Here is a 21,822-nt window from a genome sequence, read left to right as displayed (position 1 = left end):
TGTGAGCAATCCCATTGAAGAGCAGAGACTGATCATCGACAAGCTGTATCGGATCGTCAAAGGAAGTTGTCCATCTGACGCAACATCCGCCCGCTGCCGATTTGAATATGATCATGGTTATGAGGATGGCAGCGAAAGCGTCGGTGAAACGTTCTACTATGCAAAAAACGGCGAAAGTTTTTCTGCAGCATTGGATCACACTTTGGCGTTTCCCGTCATGGATTTGGTTCCTCAACTTCATGCCAAAATGAAGGCCCATACCGGCGGCAACTGGGACGCATTCACGCTGTTCATCAACGAAGACGGGAGCGTGACGACAAAGTTTGAGTACCCCGATCAGAAGCCCCTTGCTTGATCTCTCTCTTGGTTCTGGCACTTGATACTCTGGCATAGCGATTGCGCGGTAGCTGAGGCCGTTGCGATCTAGGATTACAGGTGCGTCGGCAATACCGCGCCAGCCTGCAGCATCGTATTGTGTGATGAACTGGACGGACCTGTTGTAGTCGTTTGCTGTGATCTCGGGCTGCGCAACGCAAAACGCGCTGCCGCACAAAAGGGCTGCCGCCACGACCATGCCAGCGGTTAACGCCACCCAAGCCCGTTCTGCGCATCCGGCATGGGCTTCGATACGTGAGGTGGTGTTGCGCAGCCCCCGTTTTCAACCAGAGGCATGACCCTGCGGCTCCGGACCTTCCTGACCGGCTTGATGGCGCTATTGGTGGCGGTGCTGCTTGCGTTCGCCCCCGCGAGAGCCAAACCCCCAGAGCAGGATACTACTGCGCAGGCAGCGGCTACACCCTTTGAGGCCCGTGCAAAGCTCTCCTGCGATGATGCACCCCGCCTCTGCAACAGCGGTAGCCAGTCCGCCTCCGATACGGCGGCTGATCTGGCGCAGGACTTTACCAATGGTGCAGGGATTGGGGTCACGGTCGGCTCGCTTGTCGCGGGCGAACTGATGGGCTGGGTGCGGCGGAACGCCGAGGCGGACACCGTACGCGCAATTGACCAGGCGGGTGAGCAGCTGACGACGAATAGGGTAGCCTGTCGTCTCCAGCCACGGTTTGCCGCCGGTCTGTGTCCCGGCGCACTGAACGGCTCTGCAATCTCGGCGAGAGTGGTTTGGCTGACAATACCGAGACCTGTCTCGGGTTGAGCATCTGAACCTAGGGTATGCACCCACTCACAACAAAGGAATTTCACCATGAAGGACGAAATCAACTTCGCAGCCGAAAGTGTCGCCGCGCAGATCAACGACCTCAACGCCGGATGGCGCAATCAGGTTGCCAGTGCCATGGGCATGGACCCAAAGACCTTTCAGCTTGCCCAGGGCACGCTTGGCCTGCAAACGACTGATTCCAGCGGTCTCTTTCTGATGGCTGACGCGGTTCCGCCGCAGTCCACCACGGCCTTCTTTGACCCTTCCGGCAAGAACCACCGTTCCACGGCCTACAACCAGCTTCTGCATGCGATGCTGCCGACCAGCACTAGCGGCCTGCGGGCAGCTCTGGGCGACCAATATGCGAACTGGATCGTCTACCGCAACGCCGACACCAGCGATCTGTCGCAGGAAGAACTGTTCAAGAAATGGGCCAACCGGCGCCTTGACCCCGATCAGACCAATGCGGCGATCACCGCTTTCAACATGACGCTGAGCGATCCGATCAATGTCGCGCTGACCAACTATGTCGATCCGGCCAACCTGATGACCTTTACCAACAGCGCAGGTCAAAGCTTCACTCTGCCGATCTACTCGTCCACGATCGACGTGGCAAAGAATGCCATCGCAACTTCGGCGCAATCGGCAAAGATCGACTACAACTCGGCCACTGCGGACACCAATTCGACCGGCACCACAGTCTCGGGCTCTGCATCGGGCTTCTACGACATCTTCAGCGGTGGCGTGGACGGCTCGTTCACCGAACTCAACCAGATGGCAGCCTCCAGCAATTTCACGATCACAGGGACGATCAACAAATACGCCACAATCGCGTCGGATGCCGGTGCTTGGTACGACGGCTCGCTGGTCAGCCGCGCCTATAATGCCAAGGGCGATTATGCGATCTGGGATCCGAAGTCGAACATGGGCGACTGGGATTCCTTCTTCGGCTCTAACGGTTCTCTGGCCCGGCGCGTCTCGCAACTGCTGTTGGTCAGCGACTACAGCCTGACCGTGACCTCGGCGGCAAGATACTCTGTATCCGAGTTCCAGCAGATCAAGAGCAGTGCGAAATTCGGCATCTGGCCGTTCTTCTCGGCTTCGGCAGACGCGACGCACACCAAGTCGATGACCCATAACGAGGATGGCTCGCTCAGCGTGACCTATACCCTCGCTCCGGGCCTGATCGCGATTTGGGGGGCGACAGTCCAGTCCGCACCGAACTGATCATCGCCCTTCCGGCAGGTGGCGCCCTCTATGCCACCTGCCTTTTTCCTTTCACTTCTTCAGCCCAAGGATCCGACCATGGCGCGCCAACCCACCTCGATCGACCGCTATTTCAAAGGCATTGCCGTTCGCGCGGCCAATGCCGTCGCCATGCAGAACCCGCCGCCGCCGAAACCTGCGCCGGTATTTGACGGCCCGCAACAGGCGACTGCCATAGCCTGGTCGGCCCTCGCTGTTCATCCGATGTCTGTGCTGGAAACCGAATATGTCGGAGTCGTCCGCGAGGCCGAACGGCGCGGCGGTAACGACCCTGATAAGGCACGCGAGAACGGCTTCCGTGCAATGACGCAGTTTTTCTCCCTGACTTCGGGATCGCCGACCCTGCTTGGCGGCGACTCAGTCCCTCTGATCGAAGAGCAGATGAAGGATCTGGCCGCTCGCAGCGATCTGGTGCGCGCGATGCTCGCCGACAGGCCTGCCGATGCCTTGCAAGAGCTTGCCGAGGTCGTAGCAGATGCCGCCGACCTTGTCGCCCGCATGACCAGCGCCGACGACCTTGGCTTTTCTGGCGCAGGGGTCCGGTCCGCCGCCGCCTATCTTGGGATGTTTGAAATGCCCGCTGACCAAGCAGCGCGCCGCTGGGCACAGCAGCACGATGATGTAAACAATGTCGCGGCCTACGCCGATGAGATCGACGCAGAACTGGTGACCCCGCTCTGCGCCTCTGGTAATGCCGTGGCCTCGGCGCGCAGCCTTTACAACATCACCCCCTTCTATCTGTTCCGTCTGATGCATCGTTTCATCGGCGGCGATCAGGCCGCCGCAATGGACCTTGCATCGAAGGGTGTGGCCAGCGGTGAGGCCACCAAGGCCATGCACCCACGCGCCTGGCGATGGCTGACCGGCTGGCACGAGGAAAGGGTGGTCGAGCTGAAGAACTCTCTGGCGGCTCTTGACCTGCGCCTGCGGGATGAGTTCGACGTTCAGGACGATGTGATCCGCTTTTTCTTGAAGGGTGGTCGCGCCATGTTCACAGCGCTTGGTGCGCCCGAACGTGGCGAGAACGACTGGGATACTGGCATCCTGATCAACCCCCACCTTTCGCCGGACCAATGGTATATTGCATTTGCCAAAGTGAACGATCTGGTGGTCGCTTTTCTTGACAGGTCTCGGTTCAGCTATTCCGCACTGCTTGCACGGCACGCAGATGAATTGGACGCGCTGCAGCTTGTCGCACAGGCCAGACCCGCAGCCTCGCCCGAAACGCCCCGCTATTTCAGTCAGCTTGCAATGCTTGCCGAGCATGATGCGGAACGCCATGATCGGCGGCAGCGTGCGGCTAAGTCGCACCGCGGCACCGCTGCTGTTGGGTCAGGTCGCGCACCTGCTGCGCTGGCTGCCAGACCCCGCGTGCAGCCGGTCGGGGTGAACGGCGAACTGATTGATGTCGGGATCTCGAAACGCAGTTCGGTTGAGCTTCTAGAGCATTGGCTTGAGGTTCAGATTGATGACCGGCAGGGTGTCACGATCAATGGGGTCCCGGTTCCAATGCTGCCCTACTTTATCGACGACTTTTCGATGATCATCCGCGAGGCGCTGGCGACCGGAACTGCGGATAGAAAGTTGGCCAAGCGGCTGGTCCGGCTGAAACTGGTCCTGGACAGCAATGATCAGACGCTGACAAATGCCCTGCGCGGCGCAGAGGTCAGGGCAAAGGCGGTAATGCCGAAAGCGGCAAAGGCCCTTGGCGTCGGCATGCACTCCAGCGCCGGGCGTTTAGCGGCATGGGCCCTGTCCCGGCTGGTGGAATCCATTCCCGACCTTGACCTCATGCCCAGCTACTGCGGTGCGCTGGACACCATGATTGCGGCCGATGCTGCGAAGCTGACCAATCCGGTTACTGTCGAACCGATCTGGCGCCAAGTGCAGGCAGGAATCGAAGAGGTCGACCGCGAAGCCTGCCACGCGATCCTTGTTCTGCAGAACGTGGCGAGCACCCTGTCGCGCCGGGTCGTGCAGGACGGCGTGACGCTGGCCCAAGCGATTGGCGGGCCAGGTCTGGCGCAGACACCACTCTGGAACCCAGTCTTTCAGGCTATTGCCTCGATTATCACGCTCAACGGCCATGGCGGGACATTCTTCCTTTCCGGGGGCTTTGCGGCACGATTGCAGGCGTCCCATGCCGGTTTTGCCCCGAACGAATTCCTTGCACTTTGCCCGGACGGCGCCGTCGAGATCCTCTACCGCTCTGACCACAACGGCCCAGCGTTGAGTCTACAGATGCTGCAGCAGCGCCTCTCGGGCCTTCTCCAAGCCAAAGAACTGGTTGCGAAGGTTGTCGAGGGCGAGGCGGGCGCAGCTGTGGCGGTCTGTCGGCGGCAGCCTTTGGGTGGCATGAACGTGCCCGATCCGACACCGACGCTGTTGTTGGTCCGGGCCGAACAGGATGGGCCGGGGCAGGCCCGGATACTGGATCATCTGCAGGGCTGGCCTGTCGCCTCGGCGCGGGATCTGGTTCACCTGTTCCAGACCCGGGCCGCACATAGTCCCGACTTCGATCTTCGCGAGGCACGCCGCAATGCGTCGGTCTACCTGCTGGATGATGTGCTTGGCCGTCAGCTTGGCTGATCCCGGAACATTCTGTCAAGGTAGAGCCATCTTGCAATTGGTTCTACCTTGACTTGTTTAAAGAGTGCGTTAGACCTCTAGCCAGACCCATGCCCGCCAGCGGAGACTGCCCGATGAGCCCCAGCCCCGCCGCTGCCTCCGACGGTCCGCGGGACAGCGTGCGCCTATCCCTGCTTGTGGGCCTCTCCCCAGCGGTCGAAGCTAGGTTTCACGCCGAGCTTTCGACCGTCACGTTTCGCTCCGGTAAGGTCGTGGTTGAGCAAGGCGAACGCTCTGACCAAGTTTACTTTGTTCTATCGGGACGTCTTCTAGGACAGCTTGTATCGGAAAGCGGTCGCGAAATCGCTTTCACCGAAATCCTCACCGGCAGCCATTTCGGCGAGATCGCGGCGCTGGACGGAATGCCGCGTTCGATTACCGTTTCAGCCATCGAGGACAGCCGCCTCGGTATGATCGGCGGCGAGGCCTTTCGGCGTTGGCTTCAGGCCGAGCCAAAACTTGCCCTTGCCCTTGCCGGTGACTTTGCCGCCCGCAACCGGCGCCTGACCGAGCGCATTTTTGGTTTGGTGACGCATGATGTCGAATCCCGTGTCCGGGTGTTTCTATCGAGACTTGCCCAAGATACGGGCGAGCTAAAGCAGGGCGGCGTCCTGCGCAAAGCGCCTTCGCATGACGAGATCGCAACCTTCGTCGGCGCCAACCGCGAGGCTGTAAGTCGGGCGATTGCCAGGCTTACAGCGGAAGGCACTCTTGAAAGTGGCCGGCGCAAGATCGTGATCCGCGATGTCGACGCCTTGCTGTCTGACCTATGACTGTCGGAGCATAGCTGCCTCAAGCACCCGTGCAGCCGGCAAAAGCCAGCGTTCGCCCTTTGCAAGCTCGTCCGAAATATCTTTGACGTCTGCCGGAACAAGGCCTGCGGTATCAGCTTGCGCCAGACAAAGCCGGAAACTTGGCCCCATAAAGCGCATCCCCCTTTGCTTCAGCGCGGCGTGACCTTCGTCAAACCGCAGACGGCCTGCTTTCGTCGCTCCTGTGGCGGCAATGACGATACCATCGATCATCGCCGCAAAGTGCCGCCAAAAGCCCAGCTCATGATCATCCGCTATGGCCGAAAGGCGTTTGCCATGCGCAGCCAGTGCGACCCAGTCACACCTGATCGCTGCTGGCAGTGCAGCCCCAAAGGCAAGTGTATGGCACAGGGTGTGGGGGTGCCCGGTCGCTTGGGCCGCCGAAAGAGCAGCGGATACGGCTTGTTCAGTTGCCTCGGACGTGCCGGTGATGGCCTCCATTGCGGCAAGACAGCTGAGAACAGTGGACAGGTTTTCGGTCGCTCCGAAGGCCCGCAGCGGTTCGGCATGGTCCGCGGGCCGGTAATCTGCAATAAACGCGGACAGGTGGAAGCGGGCTTCGTGAAACTCACCCCGAAACATATGCGTCGAACCCACAAGACGATGTATCACCAACGAATGCAGGTCGCGGTTCTCGGCCAGCACGACCGGCGACAACCCAACGACCAGTTCGTGCGCACCATCGATATCGCCTTGGACGATCCGATCGATCCACTGCACGAACAAGGCGGCAAGCACCCTGTCCGCCCCCCCCACCCCTGCGATCATCGCAGAAAGACGGGCGGAAAGTTCGTTCCCGGCAGGTAAATAGCCGAAGGCGCCCGTCATTGTCGGATAAAGTGCAAGCAGCGTGTCCGCCTCGAACTTGCGGCTCCAGTCATGGTCATCCGGACCAAGCTGTGGCACCAGGTCCAGCGCATGACGCAAAAGTCCTGCCGCCTCGGCATCCGCCGATTGCGCCGCCGCCGCGCGGCCAGCTTCGGCCCAGAACACCGCCGCCTCTCGCAGCCGCCCCGCCCGCTCCAGCTGATCCGCCCGAAGGCGGGGCAAAACCAATATACCGCGCGCCTGCCGGGCGGCCAGTGCATCGGCATTGGCGGAATGCAGGCGCGGCCGGTCACGCTTTAGGATCATGGCATAGGCACAATCCGCGATAAGCTGGTGGCGGATGTTCAGCCGGTTTTCCTCTTCCCCTTGTCCAATGGTCAGCTCGGCCAATCCGGCCACGGCAAGTTCATCAAGCGCCGCCTCCAGTCGATCCGGCCCAGTCCACAAGTCCCGCAGAACCGAGGTTGGGATGCTGCGGTCCAGGGTGGCGATGATGCGCATCAACGGACGCGCGACCGTAAGCCGACCGATGCGGGCTTGAAGCAACTGCACTAGGCTGGATGGGACAAGGGCCGCCACATCAGCCTGATCTGACGGGACCGCTGCCTCCAGTCTGGCGCGCAGATCCAGCGCCAGTTCCTCGGCAAAGATCGGCACCCCTTCGGACCTTCGGACCAAGGCCTCGACCAAAGCCGCACCGGCAGCCTGACCAGAACCACCCAGCAGGCGGGCAACAATCTGGCGCGTCTCGTCTGGGCCAAGCCGGCCAAGCCGGATTTCGGCATCATTGGACGTTCTGTCAGCCGGTGTGCGGGTGGTGGTGATGACAAGTAATCCCGACGGACGACGGGACACAAGCGCGGTCAGGATCTCGATGGTCGAAGGATCGGCCCATTGCAAATCTTCAAGCCAAAGCACCGCAGGTTTGCGCTTGCCCGCAAAATGCTCGGCGAGAGCGGCAATCGTCTCGGTCCGCCGTCGCCTTCGTTCATGCCAATCGCCCTCTGCAGCGGTTTCAAGCCGGTCCAGCATCTTGGAAGAGTTAGAGCAACCCGAGGCGCTTTCGCGCCGAAGCGCAACGAGAAACGGGAAGAACGGAATATCCAATGCGCGGGAATGGCAGGCCAGACGCTGGACGACATGCCCCCTAGATTCCACCGCATCAAGGTAGTCCGCGACAAGACGCGTTTTCCCGATCCCCGGCTCGCCCCGGACGGTGACATGGGCAAATCCTTCGCCACAGACCTGCTCCCAGTGACGCTCGATCAGCGCGCGCTCGGCGGCGCGTCCTGACAGCGGCACCCGGACCGGTCTGGTCCGGATGACCATGCTCGGCTCGAGCGATCCAGGACAGCTGGCCTTATAGAGTGCAATCGGCGTTTCGATACCCTTTAACTGCCGTGACCCAAGCGGCTGCAGCGTTATATGGTCTCGCACCAGCCCGGCTGTTGTTTCGGACAGCACAACAGCACCGGGGGCCGCAACACCCTGCAAACTGGCGGCAAGATTAACGGTCACCCCAAAGGCGCGCCCCGACCGGTCCGGCCCCATACCCGGACGGCCATCGACGACGACAAGACCGCTTGCCACACCTGCCCGCGCGACCAGAGCAACCTGCGGCTCTCCCGGCACCCGCAAGTCCGCCACCGCCTTGACCATCCTGCAAGCCGCAAGAACCCCCCGTTGCGCCGCATCCTCCAAGGCTTCGGGATAGCCAAAATAGGTCAGCGCCCCGTCGCCATGGTACTGCGCGACTTGCCCGCCAAATGCCTCGGCCGCGCGGTCCACAGCAGCATAGACGCGATCCAGTAGATCGGCAAAACTTTCGGCCCCCAAACCAGCGGCAAGCCGGGTCGAGCCGACCAAATCGCAAAAAACCACTGTCAGGTAACGCAACTCCGCGCCCGCATCGGCAGGCCGACCTGCCCCCCGTGCAAGGGGGAGGTTCGCAAGCACCTTTCTGCGATGCCCAACGGACGAAATGCCAAGCTCGCGCAGGTCAGCATCGGTCAGATGCGGCAGTACCTCTAGATCCACATCCGCTCGGGCAAAGGCGGCGTCATAAAGACCAAGTCCGATCCCTTCAAGCCAGACCGAGACCCCGCTGGTCTCGCCGGATGCTGTGGCAATCGGGTCAGGCCCAATCATCGGCCCGGATCGGTTCCGAAAGCCCCGGTAGGTCAGATCCTGCCGCACCTGGATCTAATGGCGGAATGCTTTGCGGATACTTGAAACGGTTGGTGGGATCATACTTCGTCTTGACCGAACGGAGCACCGGATAAACCTCCCCCCAATAATGCTGCCCAAAGTCAGGATCCTCGGGACTGGGATAATTCTGATAGACTCGGCCGCTCCAGATCGGCGCGACCAGTTTTTCCCAAGCGTCCAGGTAAGCCAGCATCGGTGCCTTTTCGGCAGGGGTCAGCCAAAAGACATCAAAGAAGAGATCGCAATCAACCTCGCGGTGCACGAAGGCATTCGGCACCAGGGGCCGTTCGATTGCCCCGCCATAGATCTCCATCGCGGCGATGGTGTAAGGGCTTGGGCTGGCCAGGAAATGGCGCAGCAACGGCAGCCACTCCCGGGCCGAGACCGGACGGTCAAGATAGCGGCTCAGCTTTGCCTCGGGGGGCGGCATCGGAGAGACATTCGGCGGAAACTGCGGTACTTCATAGGGTTGTGTCAGTAGAACGCAGTTCAGATCGGTATAGGGCATTGGATCATACAACGCCTGAAGCGTCGCACCCGACCGGGCCAGCACGGGCGACAGCAGCCGGGAAAGATCGTCCTTGCTGCCACGATACATTCCCCGCATGAGCAAAAGCGGCTCGCGCGGCGCGCCCTCCGGCCCCTCGAACACCCAGATCAACTGGTAGCCAAGGCCCGCCGGAGCGGTCCGCATGAAGTTCGCCTGCAGCCATTCCAGCGCCGCCGCCGTGTTTTGCAGGCCCGTCTCGCCCGCAATCGACCAGGTGATCGAGAACCCGGCAAAGCTGTTGCCTTGATACAGCCGGTAGCACACATCAATCAGCACGCCAAAATTGCTGCCTGTCCCGCCGCGCACCGCCCAAAAGAGGTCGCAGTTTTGCGTGACATCAGCTGTGACGATCCGGCCGTCGGCCAGCATCACCCGGACCGCTTCTACCTGATCGCAGTTCATGCCGAAGATCCGCGCCGTAAAGCCGTAGCCGCCGCCCTGCACATAGCCCCCGACACAGACATCGGGACAGGCCCCTCCAGGGGTATGCAGACCGAAAGAGGCGATCTTGGCGTTCAGCTTGCGAAAAGTTGTCCCCGGACCAGCCCAGACCCGAAGCGCCGCAGGTTCGACAAAGACATCGTTCATCCGGCTGACGTCAATGAGAAAACCCGGTTGCGACGAGAACCCCGCCGTGCTGTGCCCGCCCGATCGGACCACAACAGACATTTCGGCCAGCGCTGCCACGCGCAGACACTCGGCCACATCCGATTCGACCTCGCAATAAACGATGACATCCGGAAAGTGCGAGAAGCGAGGGTTTGCAAGCCTACGGTCTCGCTCATAATCGGGGTCACCGGGCATGACTACACTGCCGACAATCCGGCGATGAAGTTCTGCCGCAAGCTCTGGCGGAAGTCGCCCGGCGCCATCAGGCGTTGTGCTTGCCGCCTCACGCCATAGGGGTAATAGGTGCGCAATCCTGCGCGCGGAACTGTCAAACCAAAGCAAGACTCCTCCTTCCCGGGCAGGTGACGTAAACGACGCCCCGATACAAAGCATGAGATTGATCTCAGGTTGCGCGATAGTGTTATCACACTGCCATAACGGTAGTTTAATGCAAGGCCCCAATGATTTCCGTCGGATAGGTCATTCTGAAAAGTGAACATAACATGTCTGTTCTTTTTCAACGGACAGCGCACGCCTGCGACAGTCAGGACCCGCCAGCTTGACCTCTTTGATGTCCCTGCCGAGCGCCAGTAATCCATAGTTTAGGCATCGTGGCCGCGCATGGTGATCTCCTTGCAGCGTTGCTGTCTTTTCGCGGTCTTCCGCCTGCATCTCGACAAAGCCTGCCAGCGCCGTGACCGAAACCAGTTGCCGGAAAAGCAGACCTTTGGGCGTGTGAAACCCGCGCTCTCGGTGGCATAGGCTTGGACCGCTTGCAGCAAGGCCTCCGGCCTGATCCCCTCCTTCACGGCCTCTTCGATCTGGGCAAGGCAGGCCGCTTTGCCGCGCAATCGGTCGGGCGGATGGGCTGCCAAAATCTCCTCAGCTTTTTCATCCGCCACCGCCTCGCGCTTGCGCGTAGGTGGTTTAAGGATTGTTGGGGCCGTGATGGCCCTGGTACCTCGGCACAGTGGCCCCCTGCCGCGTCCAATCTGGACGGGGGCCACTGTGGACCCCGTCTCAACCTCGGGCTCCAAAGTAGTGTCCAGCGCTTCGACCGTTGTCAGATCGATCCGGTAAACGACGGTGAAACCATTCTTGCAATTCCGCGCGCCGGTCTCGGCCCGAATACCTTCCTTCAGGAACTCGCGCATGGTTCGCTTGACCGTGGTCTCTCCCAACCCAGTGTAGCGCTGGATCGTGGCCTTGGAGCACCAGTTGCCCGAGCCGTCGTCGCTCGCCTTGTCGGCAAGGAACATGATGATCTGCTTGCGCGCAGCACTGCCGAAGCGGCGGTCGGCGCATTCGTTCACTACGCGCCAGCTCATTGACGGCCCCCGAAAGGGCCTAAACCGGCCTCAACTTTTACAGCTTTTGTACAGAAAACCTGTCTGCAGTACTCGATTTTCCGGGAATTCAAACGGGCGTTTCTGCAGCCGCTTTCACAAGCGCCTGACAAAACGCCATATTTTACAGGTGTTTTTGGTGACCCCGACAGGACTCGAACCTGTAACCTGCCCCTTAGGAGGGGGCTGCTCTATCCTGTTGAGCCACGGGGCCGCCGGTTTGTTCAATGCCTGCGTTTGCTTGTCTGGTCAACGTCTCTCGGGCCAGCTAACCTTGGCAAAACGACAGCACAGGACCTAGTTTTGACCAGCGATCACAAACGCCCCCTGACCCTGCGCGACGTCTCCGAGGCGTCGGGTGTCAGTGAAATGACCGTCAGCCGCGTCCTCCGGAACAAGGGCGATGTCAGTGCCGCCACCCGCCAGAAGGTGCAGGATGCGGCAAAACGGCTTGGCTATGTCCCCAACAAGATCGCGGGCGCGCTGGCGTCGTCGCGTGTAAACCTTGTCGCGGTGATCATCCCGTCGCTGGGCAACATGGTCTTCCCCGAGGTGCTGGCGGGCATTTCCGAAGTGCTGGAAGGGACTGACCTGCAGCCGGTCGTAGGTGTCACGGACTACCTGCCCGAGAAAGAGGAAAAGGTCCTGTTCGAGATGCTGTCTTGGCGTCCGTCCGGCGTCATCATCGCAGGGTTGGAACATTCCGAGGCATCGCGTGCGATGCTGCGGCAGGCGGGCATTCCCGTGGTCGAGATCATGGATACCGATGGCGAACCGATCGACACCTGCGTCGGCATTTCCCACCGCCGCGCCGGTCGCAAGATGGCCGAGGAGATCATTGCCGCGGGCTATAAGCGGATCGGGTTCATGGGCACCAAGATGCCGCTTGACCACCGCGCACGCAAACGGTTCGAAGGCTTCACCCGCACGCTTGCCAAGGCGGGGATCGAGATTGCGGATCAGGAATTCTATTCCGGCGGGTCCGCATTGGCCAAAGGACGCGAGATGACGGCGAAGATGATCGCGCGCAGCCCTGATCTGGATTTCCTGTATTACTCCAACGATATGATCGGCGCGGGCGGCTTGCTTTACCTTTTGGAACAGGGTGTTGCGATCCCCGACAAGATCGGGCTGGCCGCGTTCAACGGTGTGGAGCTGCTGGACGGTCTGCCGCGCCAGTTGGCGACGATGGATGCCTGCCGCCGTGAAATTGGCGTCAAGGCCGCGCAGATCATCGTCGCGCGCAATCTGGGGCTTTCGACCGAGGATGAAACCACCGTCACGCTCAGCCCGAAACTGTCACCGGGCGAAACGTTGCGCCGGACCTAGACCATCTTGATGACGTTCTTGTCGATGGCCAGCATATAGCCTTTGCGTGCGATATTCTTGACCAGAAGTTCGCTGACAAGCTGGTTGCCCAAAGTATCGCGCAGGCGCTTGATGCGGGTCGCCCCCGCCGCCTCGTCGCAATCGGACGGGTCGCGGCCTGAAATCACGCCTTCGATTTCCGCCCCCGAAAGCACCTCGTCGTCCATGCGCGCCTCGGCCAGCACGGACAAGGTTTCCAGCGCGGCATCGGTCAGCTTGAACTCGAAATCGTTGAGATAGACCGATTTCTCGTCGCGGCTGATCAGCAGGGAATTCACCTCGATCCCTTGCCGTTCGATCCGGCCCATGCGGCGGTTCAGCGCGATCAGCATGACCAGAAAGGCGACGGCAGCGACCAGCAGGGCGGTTGCAAAGATCAGCAGCACAAAGATCACAAAACGATAGGACGCCAGCGTGTCCGAAAACGCGGTGCCCGATCCGGCGAGGATTTCCAGAAGCTTGATTTCCGCATTGCCGGTCAGCGTGTCGTTTTCAACGAACAGCCGTTCGACCCGCATGTTGAACGCATTGGCATCCGGCAGGTTGATGAACAGCAAAACAGCCGTGATGCCCAGAATCAATACGATGGCGGCAATGCCTGCCACCACGATCCGGTTGCCGATTTCGCGCGATTCAGTAGCGGAGGTAGAACTCACCGGCGCTGTCCCTTCGTTCTTCCAGCCCGGAGTCGTCAAAGACCCCGAGCACATTCAACAATTGCCACCCGTCGCGGGCAAGACCGTCGCGCAGCTGCGCCTCGGCCGTCGCAACACTGCAATCGCCGCGGACTTCGGTCACACCGTAATGCAGCCGCAGGGGATTGTCCTGCTTGGCCTTGTAATCGGCATAACACGCGGCCTGCGCAAAAGTTGCGGACAGACAAAAGATCAGGAAGGAGAAGGAAAGAATTTTCATGTTTCGATCTGATCCGAGGGCGCACTGCTATTCAATATCATCAATGGTTAGCGTCTGCACAGCGATCTGGCCAGCCCTTGATATTGTCTCGCAGGCGGGCCTGACGGCACGAATGGCACACGACACAGCGCGGTGTCCTGCCCCGGTTCCCGCGCCACCTTTGGGCAGGGTGTCAGGTCTGGCGCTCTGCCCCTTTTTTCTTGCGCTGGACGCGGTCCTGGGGTCACTGGGCGCATGACATTACCTGACTTTTCTTTCGAAGACGCCGCCCGCCTGCGCGGCCATCTGCGGATCGCTGGCGTGGATGAGGTGGGGCGCGGCCCGCTGGCGGGGCCCGTGGTTGCGGCAGCGGTGGTGCTGGACCCTGCGCGCCTACCCGTGGGGCTGAACGACAGCAAAGCGCTGACCCTTGCCCGGCGCGAGGCGCTGTTCGCCCAGATCATGGACTGCGCCGAGGTGAGTGTCGCAGAGGCCAGTGTCGCGGAAATCGACACCCACAACATCCTGCGCGCGTCCCATATGGCGATGGTGCGCGCGCTTGCGGGGCTGACCGCACCACCCGACCATGTGCTGATCGATGGCAACATGGTTCCACGCGATCTGACCCTGTCGGCAGAGACCATCGTGAAAGGTGACGCACGGTCGCTGTCGATTGCTGCGGCCTCTATCGTGGCCAAGGTGTGGCGTGACCGCCACATGGTGGATTTGGCGCAACAGTTTCCGGGCTATGGCTGGGACGTGAACGCCGGATATCCGACGCCCGCCCATAAATCCGCGCTGGCCGCTCTTGGTGTGACCCCACACCATAGGCGTTCGTTCAAACCCGTCCACAATATCTTGTATCAAGATCAAATCATAAGTGATTGATTCAATAAAGGTTTTGACAGCGAATCGTCTCTGACTCAGATTGGGCCCAACCAAAGAGCGGGCAATCCGCCGGTGCAATGAGGCGAACATGACGGTCAAGACAAAGACGAAGGTGGCGCAAGCGCTGCCTCTGAACACGATTATTGATGGCGATTGCATCGCTGTGATGAACAGCCTGCCGGCCGGGTCGGTGGACCTGATCTTTGCGGACCCGCCCTATAACCTGCAGTTGAAAGGCGACCTGCACCGCCCCGACAATTCCAAGGTTGACGCCGTCGATGACGCTTGGGACCAGTTCGACAATTTCGCCGCCTATGACCGTTTCACCAAGGCCTGGCTGGCCGCCGCCCGCCGCCTGCTGAAACCCAATGGCGCGATCTGGGTGATCGGCAGCTATCACAACGTGTTCCGCATGGGGGCCGAATTGCAGAACCAAGGGTTCTGGATTTTGAATGATGTGGTCTGGCGCAAATCCAACCCGATGCCCAATTTCCGTGGCAAACGCCTGACCAACGCCCATGAAACGCTGATCTGGGCGTCCAAGGAAGAGGCCAGCAAATACACCTTCAACTACGAAGCGCTGAAATCGCTGAACGAAGGTGTGCAGATGCGGTCCGACTGGGTGCTGCCGATTTGCACCGGCCACGAGCGGTTGAAGGACGAACAAGGCGACAAGGCGCATCCGACGCAGAAACCGCAATCCTTGCTGCACCGCGTGATCGTGGGCACGACAAATCCGGGCGATGTGATCCTTGATCCGTTCTTCGGCACGGGCACCACGGGTGCTGTCGCCAAGATGCTGGGCCGTGATTTCATCGGGATCGAACGCGAAGCCGCCTATCGCAAGGTTGCGGAAAAACGCATCGCCAATACCCGCAAATTCGACAGCGAGGCGCTGGAGGTCACGACATCCAAACGCGCGGAACCGCGTGTGGCCTTCGGCGTGCTGATCGAACGCGGCATGCTGCGCCCCGGCGAGGAATTGTGGTCCATGAACGGCCGCCACAAGGCCAAGGTCCGTGCCGACGGCACGCTGATCGGGGACGACATCAAAGGATCAATCCATCAGGTCGGCGCCTATCTGGAAGGCGCGCCAAGCTGCAACGGCTGGACCTATTGGCAATTCAAACGCGACGGGCAAAAGGTGCCCATTGATCTGCTACGACAGCAGATCCGCTCCGAGATGGAGAAACACTAAGTTTCACCAACGTTGATACCGCCGGCGCCTGCGGCGAACCCTGTCATGGTGGCAGGGACCGCTGGCGCTAACTTTGCCCCGTCATCGCAAGATGGCGGGGATTTTTTTACTCGATCACTGTGCCGACAGCACCGCCGACAAGCGCACCGGCCGGTCCGGCGACCACCGCGCCGGTGGCGGCACCGGTTGCCGCGCGTTCGGTGGTGTTATCGCCACAGGCGGCCAGCGCCAAAAGCGCGACAAGGCCCATGATCGCACGTGAAGAGGTGTTGATCCGCATTGGATGCGCTCCTGTTTGGTGACATTGGTATGTCCTTCAAACCGATACGGCGCGTTTTGGTTCCCGATCTGCCCCAACGGGCGCGAGTGCCCTACCGAGGCATCGGGTTGCGTGCATATTTGTACGGCCGCCAGTTCTTGATCTCTGGATAAAACGCCTCGCGCCAGGCCTTGATCCGCGGGTGCATCGTCTTGCGCCAAAGTGGTGGCACCAGCGCCATCATCGTCATCACCGGATAGCCATAGGGCAACTGCGGGGCTTCATCCTCTGCGTAGGTCTGCAGCAGCGGGAACCGCCGGTCGGGTTTGTAATGGTGGTCGGAATGGCGTTGCAGGTTGATGAGCAGCCAGTTCGACGCGCGCTGCGACGCGTTCCACGAATGGCGCGGTTTGACGTGTTCGTATTTGCCGTCGCCCAGATGTTTGCGCGTCAGCCCGTAATGTTCGACATAATTCACCAGTTCGAGCTGGAAAACCGCCCAGAACGCCTGCGTCACGAACAGGAAAATGCCCCACAGCCCACCGATATAGGCCGCAAGCCCCACAAACAGGACCTGCAGCGCCAGATAGCGCCAGAACGGGTTGGACAGATGCGTCGCGGGCAGGTCCTTGCGCGCTAGCATCGCCTTTTCCGCCCCAAGTGCGGAGACAAAGCACTGATACAGCACGCGCGGAAAGAAGCGGTAAAAGCTTTCGCCATAGCGCGCCGTCACCGGATCGCGCGGGGTCGCGACATAGCGGTGATGCACCAGCATATGTTCGGACCGGAAATGCGAATAGAACACCGAAGCCAGCAGAATGTCCGCGAGCCAGCGTTCCAGTTTCGGTTTCTGGTGCATCAGCTCATGCGCATAGGTGATCCCGATGGTCCCCGACAGGATGCCCAGACCCGCGAACAGCGCCCATGCCTCGACCCGCGTCAGATGGTCTGTCGTCACGACGTAATGCAGCACGCCAAAGATCGTCACCAGTTGCAGCGGTGTCCAGAGCAGGGTGATCAGCTTGTGCCAGAACAGCGCCTTTTCGGGCGTTGCGGGGTCAGGGTTCACCTTGTCCAGCCCGACAACGTAATCAAGGCCCGAAAACAGCCACCATGTCGCCAAAGGCAACAAAAGCAGCGCCCAGCCCCCCTGCGTCGCAGCAAAAACCGCAAGCGGGATCAGCCCCAGCGACAGCCAGAACGGCAAGGCCGAAGGGATAGGGCCTGTTTCAGGCGCGGCGGACGGCGTCATCGACGTGGATTCCTTTTGTCGTGGTGGTCCGGTGATTCTAGCTGCAAAGTGGCAGGCTCTCAATCAATCTGCACCAGATCGGCAACCAAATCGTAAACCTTGCGCATCGCGGTGGGCAGGGCCGCAGGGCTGAAATCGGGCCTTGCGACGAAATGCCCGCGGTCGGGCTGCGCGTCCAGCGGCACGTGCGCCAGCATGATCCGCAGATGCAGGTGAAAATGGGTGAAGGTGTGGCGCGCTTCGGCCGCGACCGCTGTCCAATCAGCCGCGATCGGCGGTGCGGGTGCGGGGTCGTCCGCCCAGTCGCTGCACGGCCAGCCCAGCATTCCGCCCAAAAGCCCGCTGTCGGGGCGCGTTTCCAGAAGGATCGCGCCATCCGCGCGCAGCGTGACATAGGCGATCCCGTACCGCGTCGGTGTCTTTTTCTTGGGCGTCTTGCGCGGCAGATCGGCGGCGGTGCCTGCGATCCGCGCCGCACAAGGCGCGCGCCACGGGCAGATCCCGCAGGCGGGATTACGCGGCGTGCAGATCGTGGCGCCAAGGTCCATCACCGCCTGCGCATAATCGCCTGCGCGCACGGCAGGTGTCAGCGCGCGGGCGCGCGCGGTCAATTCCGGCTTGGCGGCGGGCAAGGGCGTGTGGATGTCGAACATCCGCGCCATCACCCGTTCCACATTGCCATCGACCACGGTTTCGGGCGCATCAAACGCAATGGCCGCAATCGCCGCCGCCGTATAGGGGCCGATGCCGGGCAGCGTCAGCAAGGTCGCATGATCGCGCGGAAACGTGCCGCCATGATCCGCCACCACGACCCGCGCGCATTTGAGCAGGTTGCGCGCGCGCGCATAATAGCCAAGCCTTGCCCAAGCGGCCATGACGGCGGCATCATCCGCTGCCGCCAGATCACGCACGCTGGGCCAAAGGGCCGTGAACTTGCGGTGATAATCGCGCACGGCGGCAACGGTTGTTTGTTGCAGCATCACTTCGGACAGCCAGACAGCATAGGGGTCGGGGGCGACACCTGCCTTGCGGTCGGCAGGCGGCACACGCCACGGCATGGCGCGGGCGTGGCGGTCGTACCAGTCCAGCAGGGCAGAGCTCAGATCGTGCAAGGCGGTTTCCCCCGGGTGCGGCAGCGCAGGCTTGGCGCTGGGCCAGACATAAGGTAATGCAAAGCTATGAAACAGCCACGACCCAATGGCACGACCTATGGTTTTTCGCGCGCCGCCGCGCTGGTGCAGACCCGCATCCGCAGCGCCAGCGAAAAGCGCGGTTTTGCGGTGACGCGGCTGTTAACGCATTGGGCCGAAGTCGTGGGCGACAGCACCGCGCAAATCGCGACACCGGTAAACGTCAGCTACGGACGCGGCGGCATGGGCGCGACGCTGACCTTGCTGACCACGGGCGCGCAGGCCCCGATGCTGGAAATGCAAAAGGACCAGATCCGCGACAAGGTGAACGCCTGCTACGGCTACCGCGCCATCGCGCGGGTGCGGATCACGCAGACAGCACCCACAGGCTTTGCCGACGGGCGGGTGGCCTTTGCGCCAGCGCCGAAACGTGTAACGCAACCCAGCGCAGACGTGATTTGCAAAGCCACCGCCCTATCTGAGAAAATAGACAGCGACGATTTACGGGCAGCTTTGGCCAGACTTGGCACACATGTCCTTGCGAAACAGAAGAACTGAACAGAGGTAGATATGAAACGCAGAACGCTTTTGGCCGCCGCCGGTGGTGCCGCCCTGATTTCCGGTGCCGGTTGGCTGGCCAGCCGTCCCGATCCGGTCACTGGCCTGTTGCCCGGTGCCGCCAATGCGCAATCCGCCGATGGCACCTTGCCCGAGGTCATGGAAATGGTGCTGGGCAATCCCGATGCCGCGGTCGAAGTCATCGAATACGCGTCATACACCTGCCCGCATTGCGCGACGTTCCACGCCGACCAGTTCAAGCAGATCAAGGAAAACTATATCGACACGGACAAGATCCGCTTTGTCTATCGCGAGGTGTATTTCGACCGTCCGGGCCTTTGGGCGTCAATGATCGCGCGCAGCCAGAACAACCCCGATTTCTTCTTTTCCTTCACCAGCATGCTGTACGAACAGCAGCGCGCATGGCTGGCAGGCGGCGATCCTGTCGTGATCGTCGAACAGCTGCGCCGGATGGCCAAGGTCGCGGGTCTGGATGACGCAGCACTTGATGCGGCATTGTCGGATGCGGCAAAGGCCGAGGCGCTTTATACTTGGTATCAGACGAATGCCGAACGTGACCGGATCACCTCGACCCCGAGCTTCGTGATCGACGGGCGGCTTTACAGCAACATGGCTTACCCTGAATTCGCCAATATCCTCGACGCGCGGATCGGCTAAAGCCCCAGCCTGTCAAAGGCTGCATCCAGTGCGGACCAGTCCGTCAGATGCAGCCGGACCGGCAGCGTCAGCACCTGCATACGAAAGGCGTCGGGCAATCGCACGGCGTCTTTTTCCGTTGTGACAAGCTGTGCGCGCTGGACCTGCGCCTCGATCTGGAGGCGTTTGATCAGCGCGGGTGTCAGCGGCTGGTGATCGGCCAGCGCCTCGGCTCGGACGACATCGGCGCCCATGTCGCGCAGTGTGCGAAAGAATTTTTCAGGATGCCCGATGCCTGCGAAGGCCAAAAGGCGCAGGTCGCGCCATGGCATACCCGTGGGCAGCGGGGCCAGATGGCCCACAAGATGCGGTAGCTCCACGGGCCAGTCAGAGGCAAACCTGTCCTGCGCTTCGGGCGGGCCGATGGACAACAGCAGATCCGCCCGCGCCAGACCGCGCGCCACGGGTTCGCGCAAAGGGCCAGCGGGGATCACGCGACCGTTGCCGAAACCGCGCAGGGCATCGACGACGACGACGGACAGGTCCTTGAACACATCGGGGTTCTGGAACCCGTCATCCAGCAGGATCACATCTGCCCCTGCCGCCTGCGCCGCCGCAACGCCGGCGGCACGGTCGCGCGCGACCCATGTCGGGGCAAAGGCCGCCAACAACAACGGTTCGTCGCCGGTCTGGTCGGCCTTGTGCCGGCGCTCGTTCACTTGCACCGGGCCTGTCAGCGACCCGCCATAGCCGCGCGACACCACATGCGGATTGCGCCCCCGCGTGCGCAGCCTGTCGATCAGCGCGATGGTCGTGGGCGTCTTGCCGGTGCCGCCTGCATTCAGGTTGCCGATGCAGATGACCGGCACCGCCGCGTCCAGTTTGGCGGGCCTGCGCAGGCGCTTTGCGGTTGCCGTGGCATAAAGCCAGCCCAAAGGTGCCAGCAGACGCGCGACAAGCGCAGGGCTTTGCGGTGACGTGAACCAGAACCCGGGCGCGCGCATCTAGGCCACCCTGTCTTCAAGCCGCTGACGGATCAGTGCCACGATCTGGTTGGTGACATCGGCCCCGCGCGAGGTGACATCCCATGCCGCATGGGCCATCAGCGCGGCCTTGTCAGGGGCGAGCAACGCCTCGACCGTGGACCCAAGGGTGTCGGCGGACCGGATCAGGCGCGATGCGACAGCGGCGTTCAACCGCGCGGCATGGCGCTGGTAGGGGGCGACATGCGGCCCGTAGAGCACGGCAGACCCCAGCGCCGCGGGTTCGAACGGATCACGACAGCCGCCACCGTAAAGCGTGCCGCCAAGATAGGTGACCGGCGCGATCCGGTACCAAAGCCCCAGATCGGGATCGCCATCGACGATAAACACCTGCGTCGGTTCGGGCGGTTCGGGCTTTTCCGACCGCAAAGTAACGTGAAAGCCAAAGCCGCGCATATCCTCGGCCAGTTGCAGGGCGCAGTCTGGCGTGTCGGGCACGATGACCAGCAACAGACGGTGCGCGCGGCGTCCGGCCTCCAGATGGGCCTGACAGAGCGCCTTGCAGTCGTTTGGGCGCGCGGCGGCGGCGAGCCAGACAGGGCGCGTCCCGATGGCGGCCGACACGTCGCGTCGGTCGGCCTCGTTGCAAGGCAGGACAGGGCTGCAATCTTCCATCAATCCGGTGACGACGATGCGTGCTTGCGGTGTGCCCGCACTGATCAGCTTTTCTGCAGCGGCTGAATCCACCGCCAGAACCGTGTCGAAAGTCGACAGCAAGGACCTGATCGCCCCCGGCACCCAGCCGCCCGCGACATGGTCGATCCCGTCACCCGAGGCATCGACAAGAATGCTGGGCACGCGGGCTGTCTGGATCGCGTCAAGCAGCACCAGATCCAGATCACCGCGCACCCAGATGGCCAGCATCGGTCGCCAGTGTTTCAGGAAGGCGCGGATCGCATCCTTGCCCTTGGGTTCGGGCAAGGCGCGCCCGGCCAGCGACGGGTCCCAGTCTGCGACTGTCGCGATAATCTGGATGACGTCGGCATCATCGGCAAGCTTGCGTTGCAGCGTTTCAATCGCGGTCACCTGTTCGGGCAGGCTGCACCGCGCCCAGACAATCGCGCCTTCGGGGCGCTCGGGATAGGGAATCGGGGACGCGTCAGGGCTGCCGCGCCGGAACCCCGCCATGTAGGCCGCGATTTTGAGGGATCGCGCCATGATCCTGCCCTTTG

At 61.6% G+C, this 21,822-nt stretch carries 20 protein-coding genes and 1 tRNA gene; 10 read left to right on the top strand and 11 right to left on the bottom strand.

Features of this window, described 5'->3' with window-relative positions:
- Nucleotide 1: 1 nt before the first annotated feature.
- The 5 genes from VCK47_RS09605 to VCK47_RS09585 all read left to right on the top strand — a co-directional run bounded on the left by VCK47_RS09605 (nucleotide 2) and on the right by VCK47_RS09585 (nucleotide 5,823).
- Nucleotides 2–355, top strand: a complete 354-nt coding sequence (locus tag VCK47_RS09605) for a hypothetical protein (protein ID WP_322890872.1) — start codon at nucleotides 2–4, stop codon at nucleotides 353–355.
- 315 nt (nucleotides 356–670) lie between these two features.
- Nucleotides 671–1,153 carry a hypothetical protein gene (locus VCK47_RS09600; protein ID WP_322890871.1) on the top strand — a complete coding sequence of 161 codons (483 nt, stop codon included), beginning with the start codon at nucleotides 671–673 and terminating at the stop codon, nucleotides 1,151–1,153.
- 48 nt (nucleotides 1,154–1,201) lie between these two features.
- Nucleotides 1,202–2,383: a hypothetical protein gene (locus tag VCK47_RS09595; protein WP_322890870.1), complete on the top strand. Its 1,182-nt coding sequence runs from the start codon at nucleotides 1,202–1,204 to the stop codon at nucleotides 2,381–2,383.
- A 78-nt stretch (nucleotides 2,384–2,461) separates the two neighbouring features.
- A complete protein-coding gene (locus tag VCK47_RS09590) occupies nucleotides 2,462–5,011 on the top strand; it encodes a hypothetical protein (protein WP_322890869.1) in 2,550 nt (849 codons plus the stop codon).
- A gap of 113 nt (nucleotides 5,012–5,124) precedes the next feature.
- Nucleotides 5,125–5,823: a Crp/Fnr family transcriptional regulator gene (locus VCK47_RS09585; protein ID WP_322890868.1), complete on the top strand. Its 699-nt coding sequence runs from the start codon at nucleotides 5,125–5,127 to the stop codon at nucleotides 5,821–5,823.
- On the opposite strand, the gene VCK47_RS09580 is transcribed toward VCK47_RS09585, so the two are convergent.
- From VCK47_RS09580 to VCK47_RS09565, 4 genes are all read right to left on the bottom strand, one after another.
- Nucleotides 5,818–8,838, bottom strand: coding sequence for an AAA family ATPase (locus VCK47_RS09580; protein ID WP_322890867.1), 3,021 nt, complete (start codon nucleotides 8,836–8,838; stop codon nucleotides 5,818–5,820). The genes VCK47_RS09585 and VCK47_RS09580 overlap by 6 nt on opposite strands.
- The gene (locus VCK47_RS09575) at nucleotides 8,825–10,399 is read right to left on the bottom strand and encodes an FAD-binding oxidoreductase (RefSeq protein ID WP_322892279.1); all 1,575 of its coding nucleotides are present in this window, start codon (nucleotides 10,397–10,399) and stop codon (nucleotides 8,825–8,827) included. Before VCK47_RS09575 ends, VCK47_RS09580 begins: the two co-directional genes overlap by 14 nt.
- A gap of 260 nt (nucleotides 10,400–10,659) precedes the next feature.
- Nucleotides 10,660–11,385: a hypothetical protein gene (locus VCK47_RS09570; protein WP_322890865.1), complete on the bottom strand. Its 726-nt coding sequence runs from the start codon at nucleotides 11,383–11,385 to the stop codon at nucleotides 10,660–10,662.
- A gap of 155 nt (nucleotides 11,386–11,540) precedes the next feature.
- Nucleotides 11,541–11,617: transfer RNA gene (locus VCK47_RS09565), tRNA-Arg, on the bottom strand.
- An 89-nt stretch (nucleotides 11,618–11,706) separates the two neighbouring features.
- Between VCK47_RS09565 and VCK47_RS09560 the strand changes: the two genes are divergently transcribed.
- On the top strand, nucleotides 11,707–12,732 hold the full coding sequence (locus VCK47_RS09560; protein WP_322890864.1) for a LacI family DNA-binding transcriptional regulator: 1,026 nt from the start codon (nucleotides 11,707–11,709) through the stop codon (nucleotides 12,730–12,732).
- Here VCK47_RS09560 and VCK47_RS09555 read toward each other — a convergent pair.
- On the bottom strand, nucleotides 12,729–13,379 hold the full coding sequence (locus VCK47_RS09555; RefSeq protein ID WP_322891267.1) for a helix-turn-helix domain-containing protein: 651 nt from the start codon (nucleotides 13,377–13,379) through the stop codon (nucleotides 12,729–12,731). The genes VCK47_RS09560 and VCK47_RS09555 overlap by 4 nt on opposite strands.
- A gap of 25 nt (nucleotides 13,380–13,404) precedes the next feature.
- Entirely contained in the window at nucleotides 13,405–13,686 is a 282-nt protein-coding gene (locus VCK47_RS09550; protein ID WP_322890863.1) for a hypothetical protein, read from the bottom strand.
- A 234-nt stretch (nucleotides 13,687–13,920) separates the two neighbouring features.
- Between VCK47_RS09550 and VCK47_RS09545 the strand changes: the two genes are divergently transcribed.
- Both VCK47_RS09545 and VCK47_RS09540 read left to right on the top strand, forming a co-directional pair.
- Nucleotides 13,921–14,553: a ribonuclease HII gene (locus VCK47_RS09545; RefSeq protein ID WP_322890862.1), complete on the top strand. Its 633-nt coding sequence runs from the start codon at nucleotides 13,921–13,923 to the stop codon at nucleotides 14,551–14,553.
- A gap of 88 nt (nucleotides 14,554–14,641) precedes the next feature.
- Nucleotides 14,642–15,751, top strand: coding sequence for a site-specific DNA-methyltransferase (locus VCK47_RS09540; RefSeq protein ID WP_322890861.1), 1,110 nt, complete (start codon nucleotides 14,642–14,644; stop codon nucleotides 15,749–15,751).
- 106 nt (nucleotides 15,752–15,857) lie between these two features.
- Here VCK47_RS09540 and VCK47_RS09535 read toward each other — a convergent pair whose 3' ends face one another.
- From VCK47_RS09535 to VCK47_RS09525, 3 genes are all read right to left on the bottom strand, one after another.
- On the bottom strand, nucleotides 15,858–16,031 hold the full coding sequence (locus VCK47_RS09535) for a hypothetical protein (RefSeq protein WP_322890860.1): 174 nt from the start codon (nucleotides 16,029–16,031) through the stop codon (nucleotides 15,858–15,860).
- Nucleotides 16,032–16,122: 91 nt separating this feature from the next.
- Nucleotides 16,123–17,262: an alkane 1-monooxygenase gene (locus tag VCK47_RS09530; protein WP_322890859.1), complete on the bottom strand. Its 1,140-nt coding sequence runs from the start codon at nucleotides 17,260–17,262 to the stop codon at nucleotides 16,123–16,125.
- Nucleotides 17,263–17,321: 59 nt separating this feature from the next.
- Complete coding sequence (locus VCK47_RS09525; protein ID WP_322891266.1) at nucleotides 17,322–18,320, bottom strand: A/G-specific adenine glycosylase; 999 nt, start codon at nucleotides 18,318–18,320, stop codon at nucleotides 17,322–17,324.
- A gap of 120 nt (nucleotides 18,321–18,440) precedes the next feature.
- Between VCK47_RS09525 and VCK47_RS09520 the strand changes: the two genes are divergently transcribed.
- Both VCK47_RS09520 and VCK47_RS09515 read left to right on the top strand, forming a co-directional pair.
- Entirely contained in the window at nucleotides 18,441–18,950 is a 510-nt protein-coding gene (locus VCK47_RS09520) for a DUF721 domain-containing protein (RefSeq protein ID WP_322890858.1), read from the top strand.
- Between the two features lie 12 nt (nucleotides 18,951–18,962).
- Nucleotides 18,963–19,628, top strand: a complete 666-nt coding sequence (locus tag VCK47_RS09515) for a thioredoxin domain-containing protein (RefSeq protein WP_322890857.1) — start codon at nucleotides 18,963–18,965, stop codon at nucleotides 19,626–19,628.
- Here the strand turns inward: VCK47_RS09515 and lpxK are convergent.
- Both lpxK and VCK47_RS09505 read right to left on the bottom strand, forming a co-directional pair.
- Nucleotides 19,625–20,611 (bottom strand): tetraacyldisaccharide 4'-kinase, encoded by a 987-nt coding sequence (gene lpxK, locus VCK47_RS09510; protein ID WP_322890856.1) that lies wholly within the window; start codon nucleotides 20,609–20,611, stop codon nucleotides 19,625–19,627. The two genes, VCK47_RS09515 and lpxK, sit on opposite strands and share 4 nt — an antisense overlap.
- Nucleotides 20,612–21,808 (bottom strand): 3-deoxy-D-manno-octulosonic acid transferase, encoded by a 1,197-nt coding sequence (locus VCK47_RS09505; protein ID WP_322890855.1) that lies wholly within the window; start codon nucleotides 21,806–21,808, stop codon nucleotides 20,612–20,614.
- Nucleotides 21,809–21,822: the final 14 nt, after the last annotated feature.

Origin of the sequence: Yoonia sp. 72 (assembly GCF_034652275.1) — a bacterium.
GTDB lineage: Bacteria > Pseudomonadota > Alphaproteobacteria > Rhodobacterales > Rhodobacteraceae > Yoonia.
Note: the sequence above shows the minus strand (reverse complement) of the source record. Positions and strands in the feature narration are given on the sequence as shown.

What these genes read in the sequence shown, in the direction of transcription:
- VCK47_RS09515 (WP_322890857.1), top strand. Translation starts at nt 18,963, where the DNA reads ATGAAACGCAGAACGCTTTTGGCCGCCGCCGGTGGTGCCGCCCTGATT.
- VCK47_RS09590 (WP_322890869.1), top strand. Translation starts at nt 2,462, where the DNA reads ATGGCGCGCCAACCCACCTCGATCGACCGCTATTTCAAAGGCATTGCC.
- VCK47_RS09545 (WP_322890862.1), top strand. Translation starts at nt 13,921, where the DNA reads ATGACATTACCTGACTTTTCTTTCGAAGACGCCGCCCGCCTGCGCGGC.
- VCK47_RS09570 (WP_322890865.1), bottom strand. Translation starts at nt 11,385, where the DNA reads ATGAGCTGGCGCGTAGTGAACGAATGCGCCGACCGCCGCTTCGGCAGT.
- lpxK (WP_322890856.1), bottom strand. Translation starts at nt 20,611, where the DNA reads ATGCGCGCGCCCGGGTTCTGGTTCACGTCACCGCAAAGCCCTGCGCTT.
- VCK47_RS09600 (WP_322890871.1), top strand. Translation starts at nt 671, where the DNA reads ATGACCCTGCGGCTCCGGACCTTCCTGACCGGCTTGATGGCGCTATTG.
- VCK47_RS09540 (WP_322890861.1), top strand. Translation starts at nt 14,642, where the DNA reads ATGACGGTCAAGACAAAGACGAAGGTGGCGCAAGCGCTGCCTCTGAAC.
- VCK47_RS09535 (WP_322890860.1), bottom strand. Translation starts at nt 16,031, where the DNA reads ATGCGGATCAACACCTCTTCACGTGCGATCATGGGCCTTGTCGCGCTT.
- VCK47_RS09595 (WP_322890870.1), top strand. Translation starts at nt 1,202, where the DNA reads ATGAAGGACGAAATCAACTTCGCAGCCGAAAGTGTCGCCGCGCAGATC.
- VCK47_RS09520 (WP_322890858.1), top strand. Translation starts at nt 18,441, where the DNA reads ATGAAACAGCCACGACCCAATGGCACGACCTATGGTTTTTCGCGCGCC.
- VCK47_RS09525 (WP_322891266.1), bottom strand. Translation starts at nt 18,320, where the DNA reads ATGCCGTGGCGTGTGCCGCCTGCCGACCGCAAGGCAGGTGTCGCCCCC.
- VCK47_RS09530 (WP_322890859.1), bottom strand. Translation starts at nt 17,262, where the DNA reads ATGACGCCGTCCGCCGCGCCTGAAACAGGCCCTATCCCTTCGGCCTTG.
- VCK47_RS09585 (WP_322890868.1), top strand. Translation starts at nt 5,125, where the DNA reads ATGAGCCCCAGCCCCGCCGCTGCCTCCGACGGTCCGCGGGACAGCGTG.
- VCK47_RS09550 (WP_322890863.1), bottom strand. Translation starts at nt 13,686, where the DNA reads ATGAAAATTCTTTCCTTCTCCTTCCTGATCTTTTGTCTGTCCGCAACT.
- VCK47_RS09580 (WP_322890867.1), bottom strand. Translation starts at nt 8,838, where the DNA reads ATGATTGGGCCTGACCCGATTGCCACAGCATCCGGCGAGACCAGCGGG.
- VCK47_RS09505 (WP_322890855.1), bottom strand. Translation starts at nt 21,808, where the DNA reads ATGGCGCGATCCCTCAAAATCGCGGCCTACATGGCGGGGTTCCGGCGC.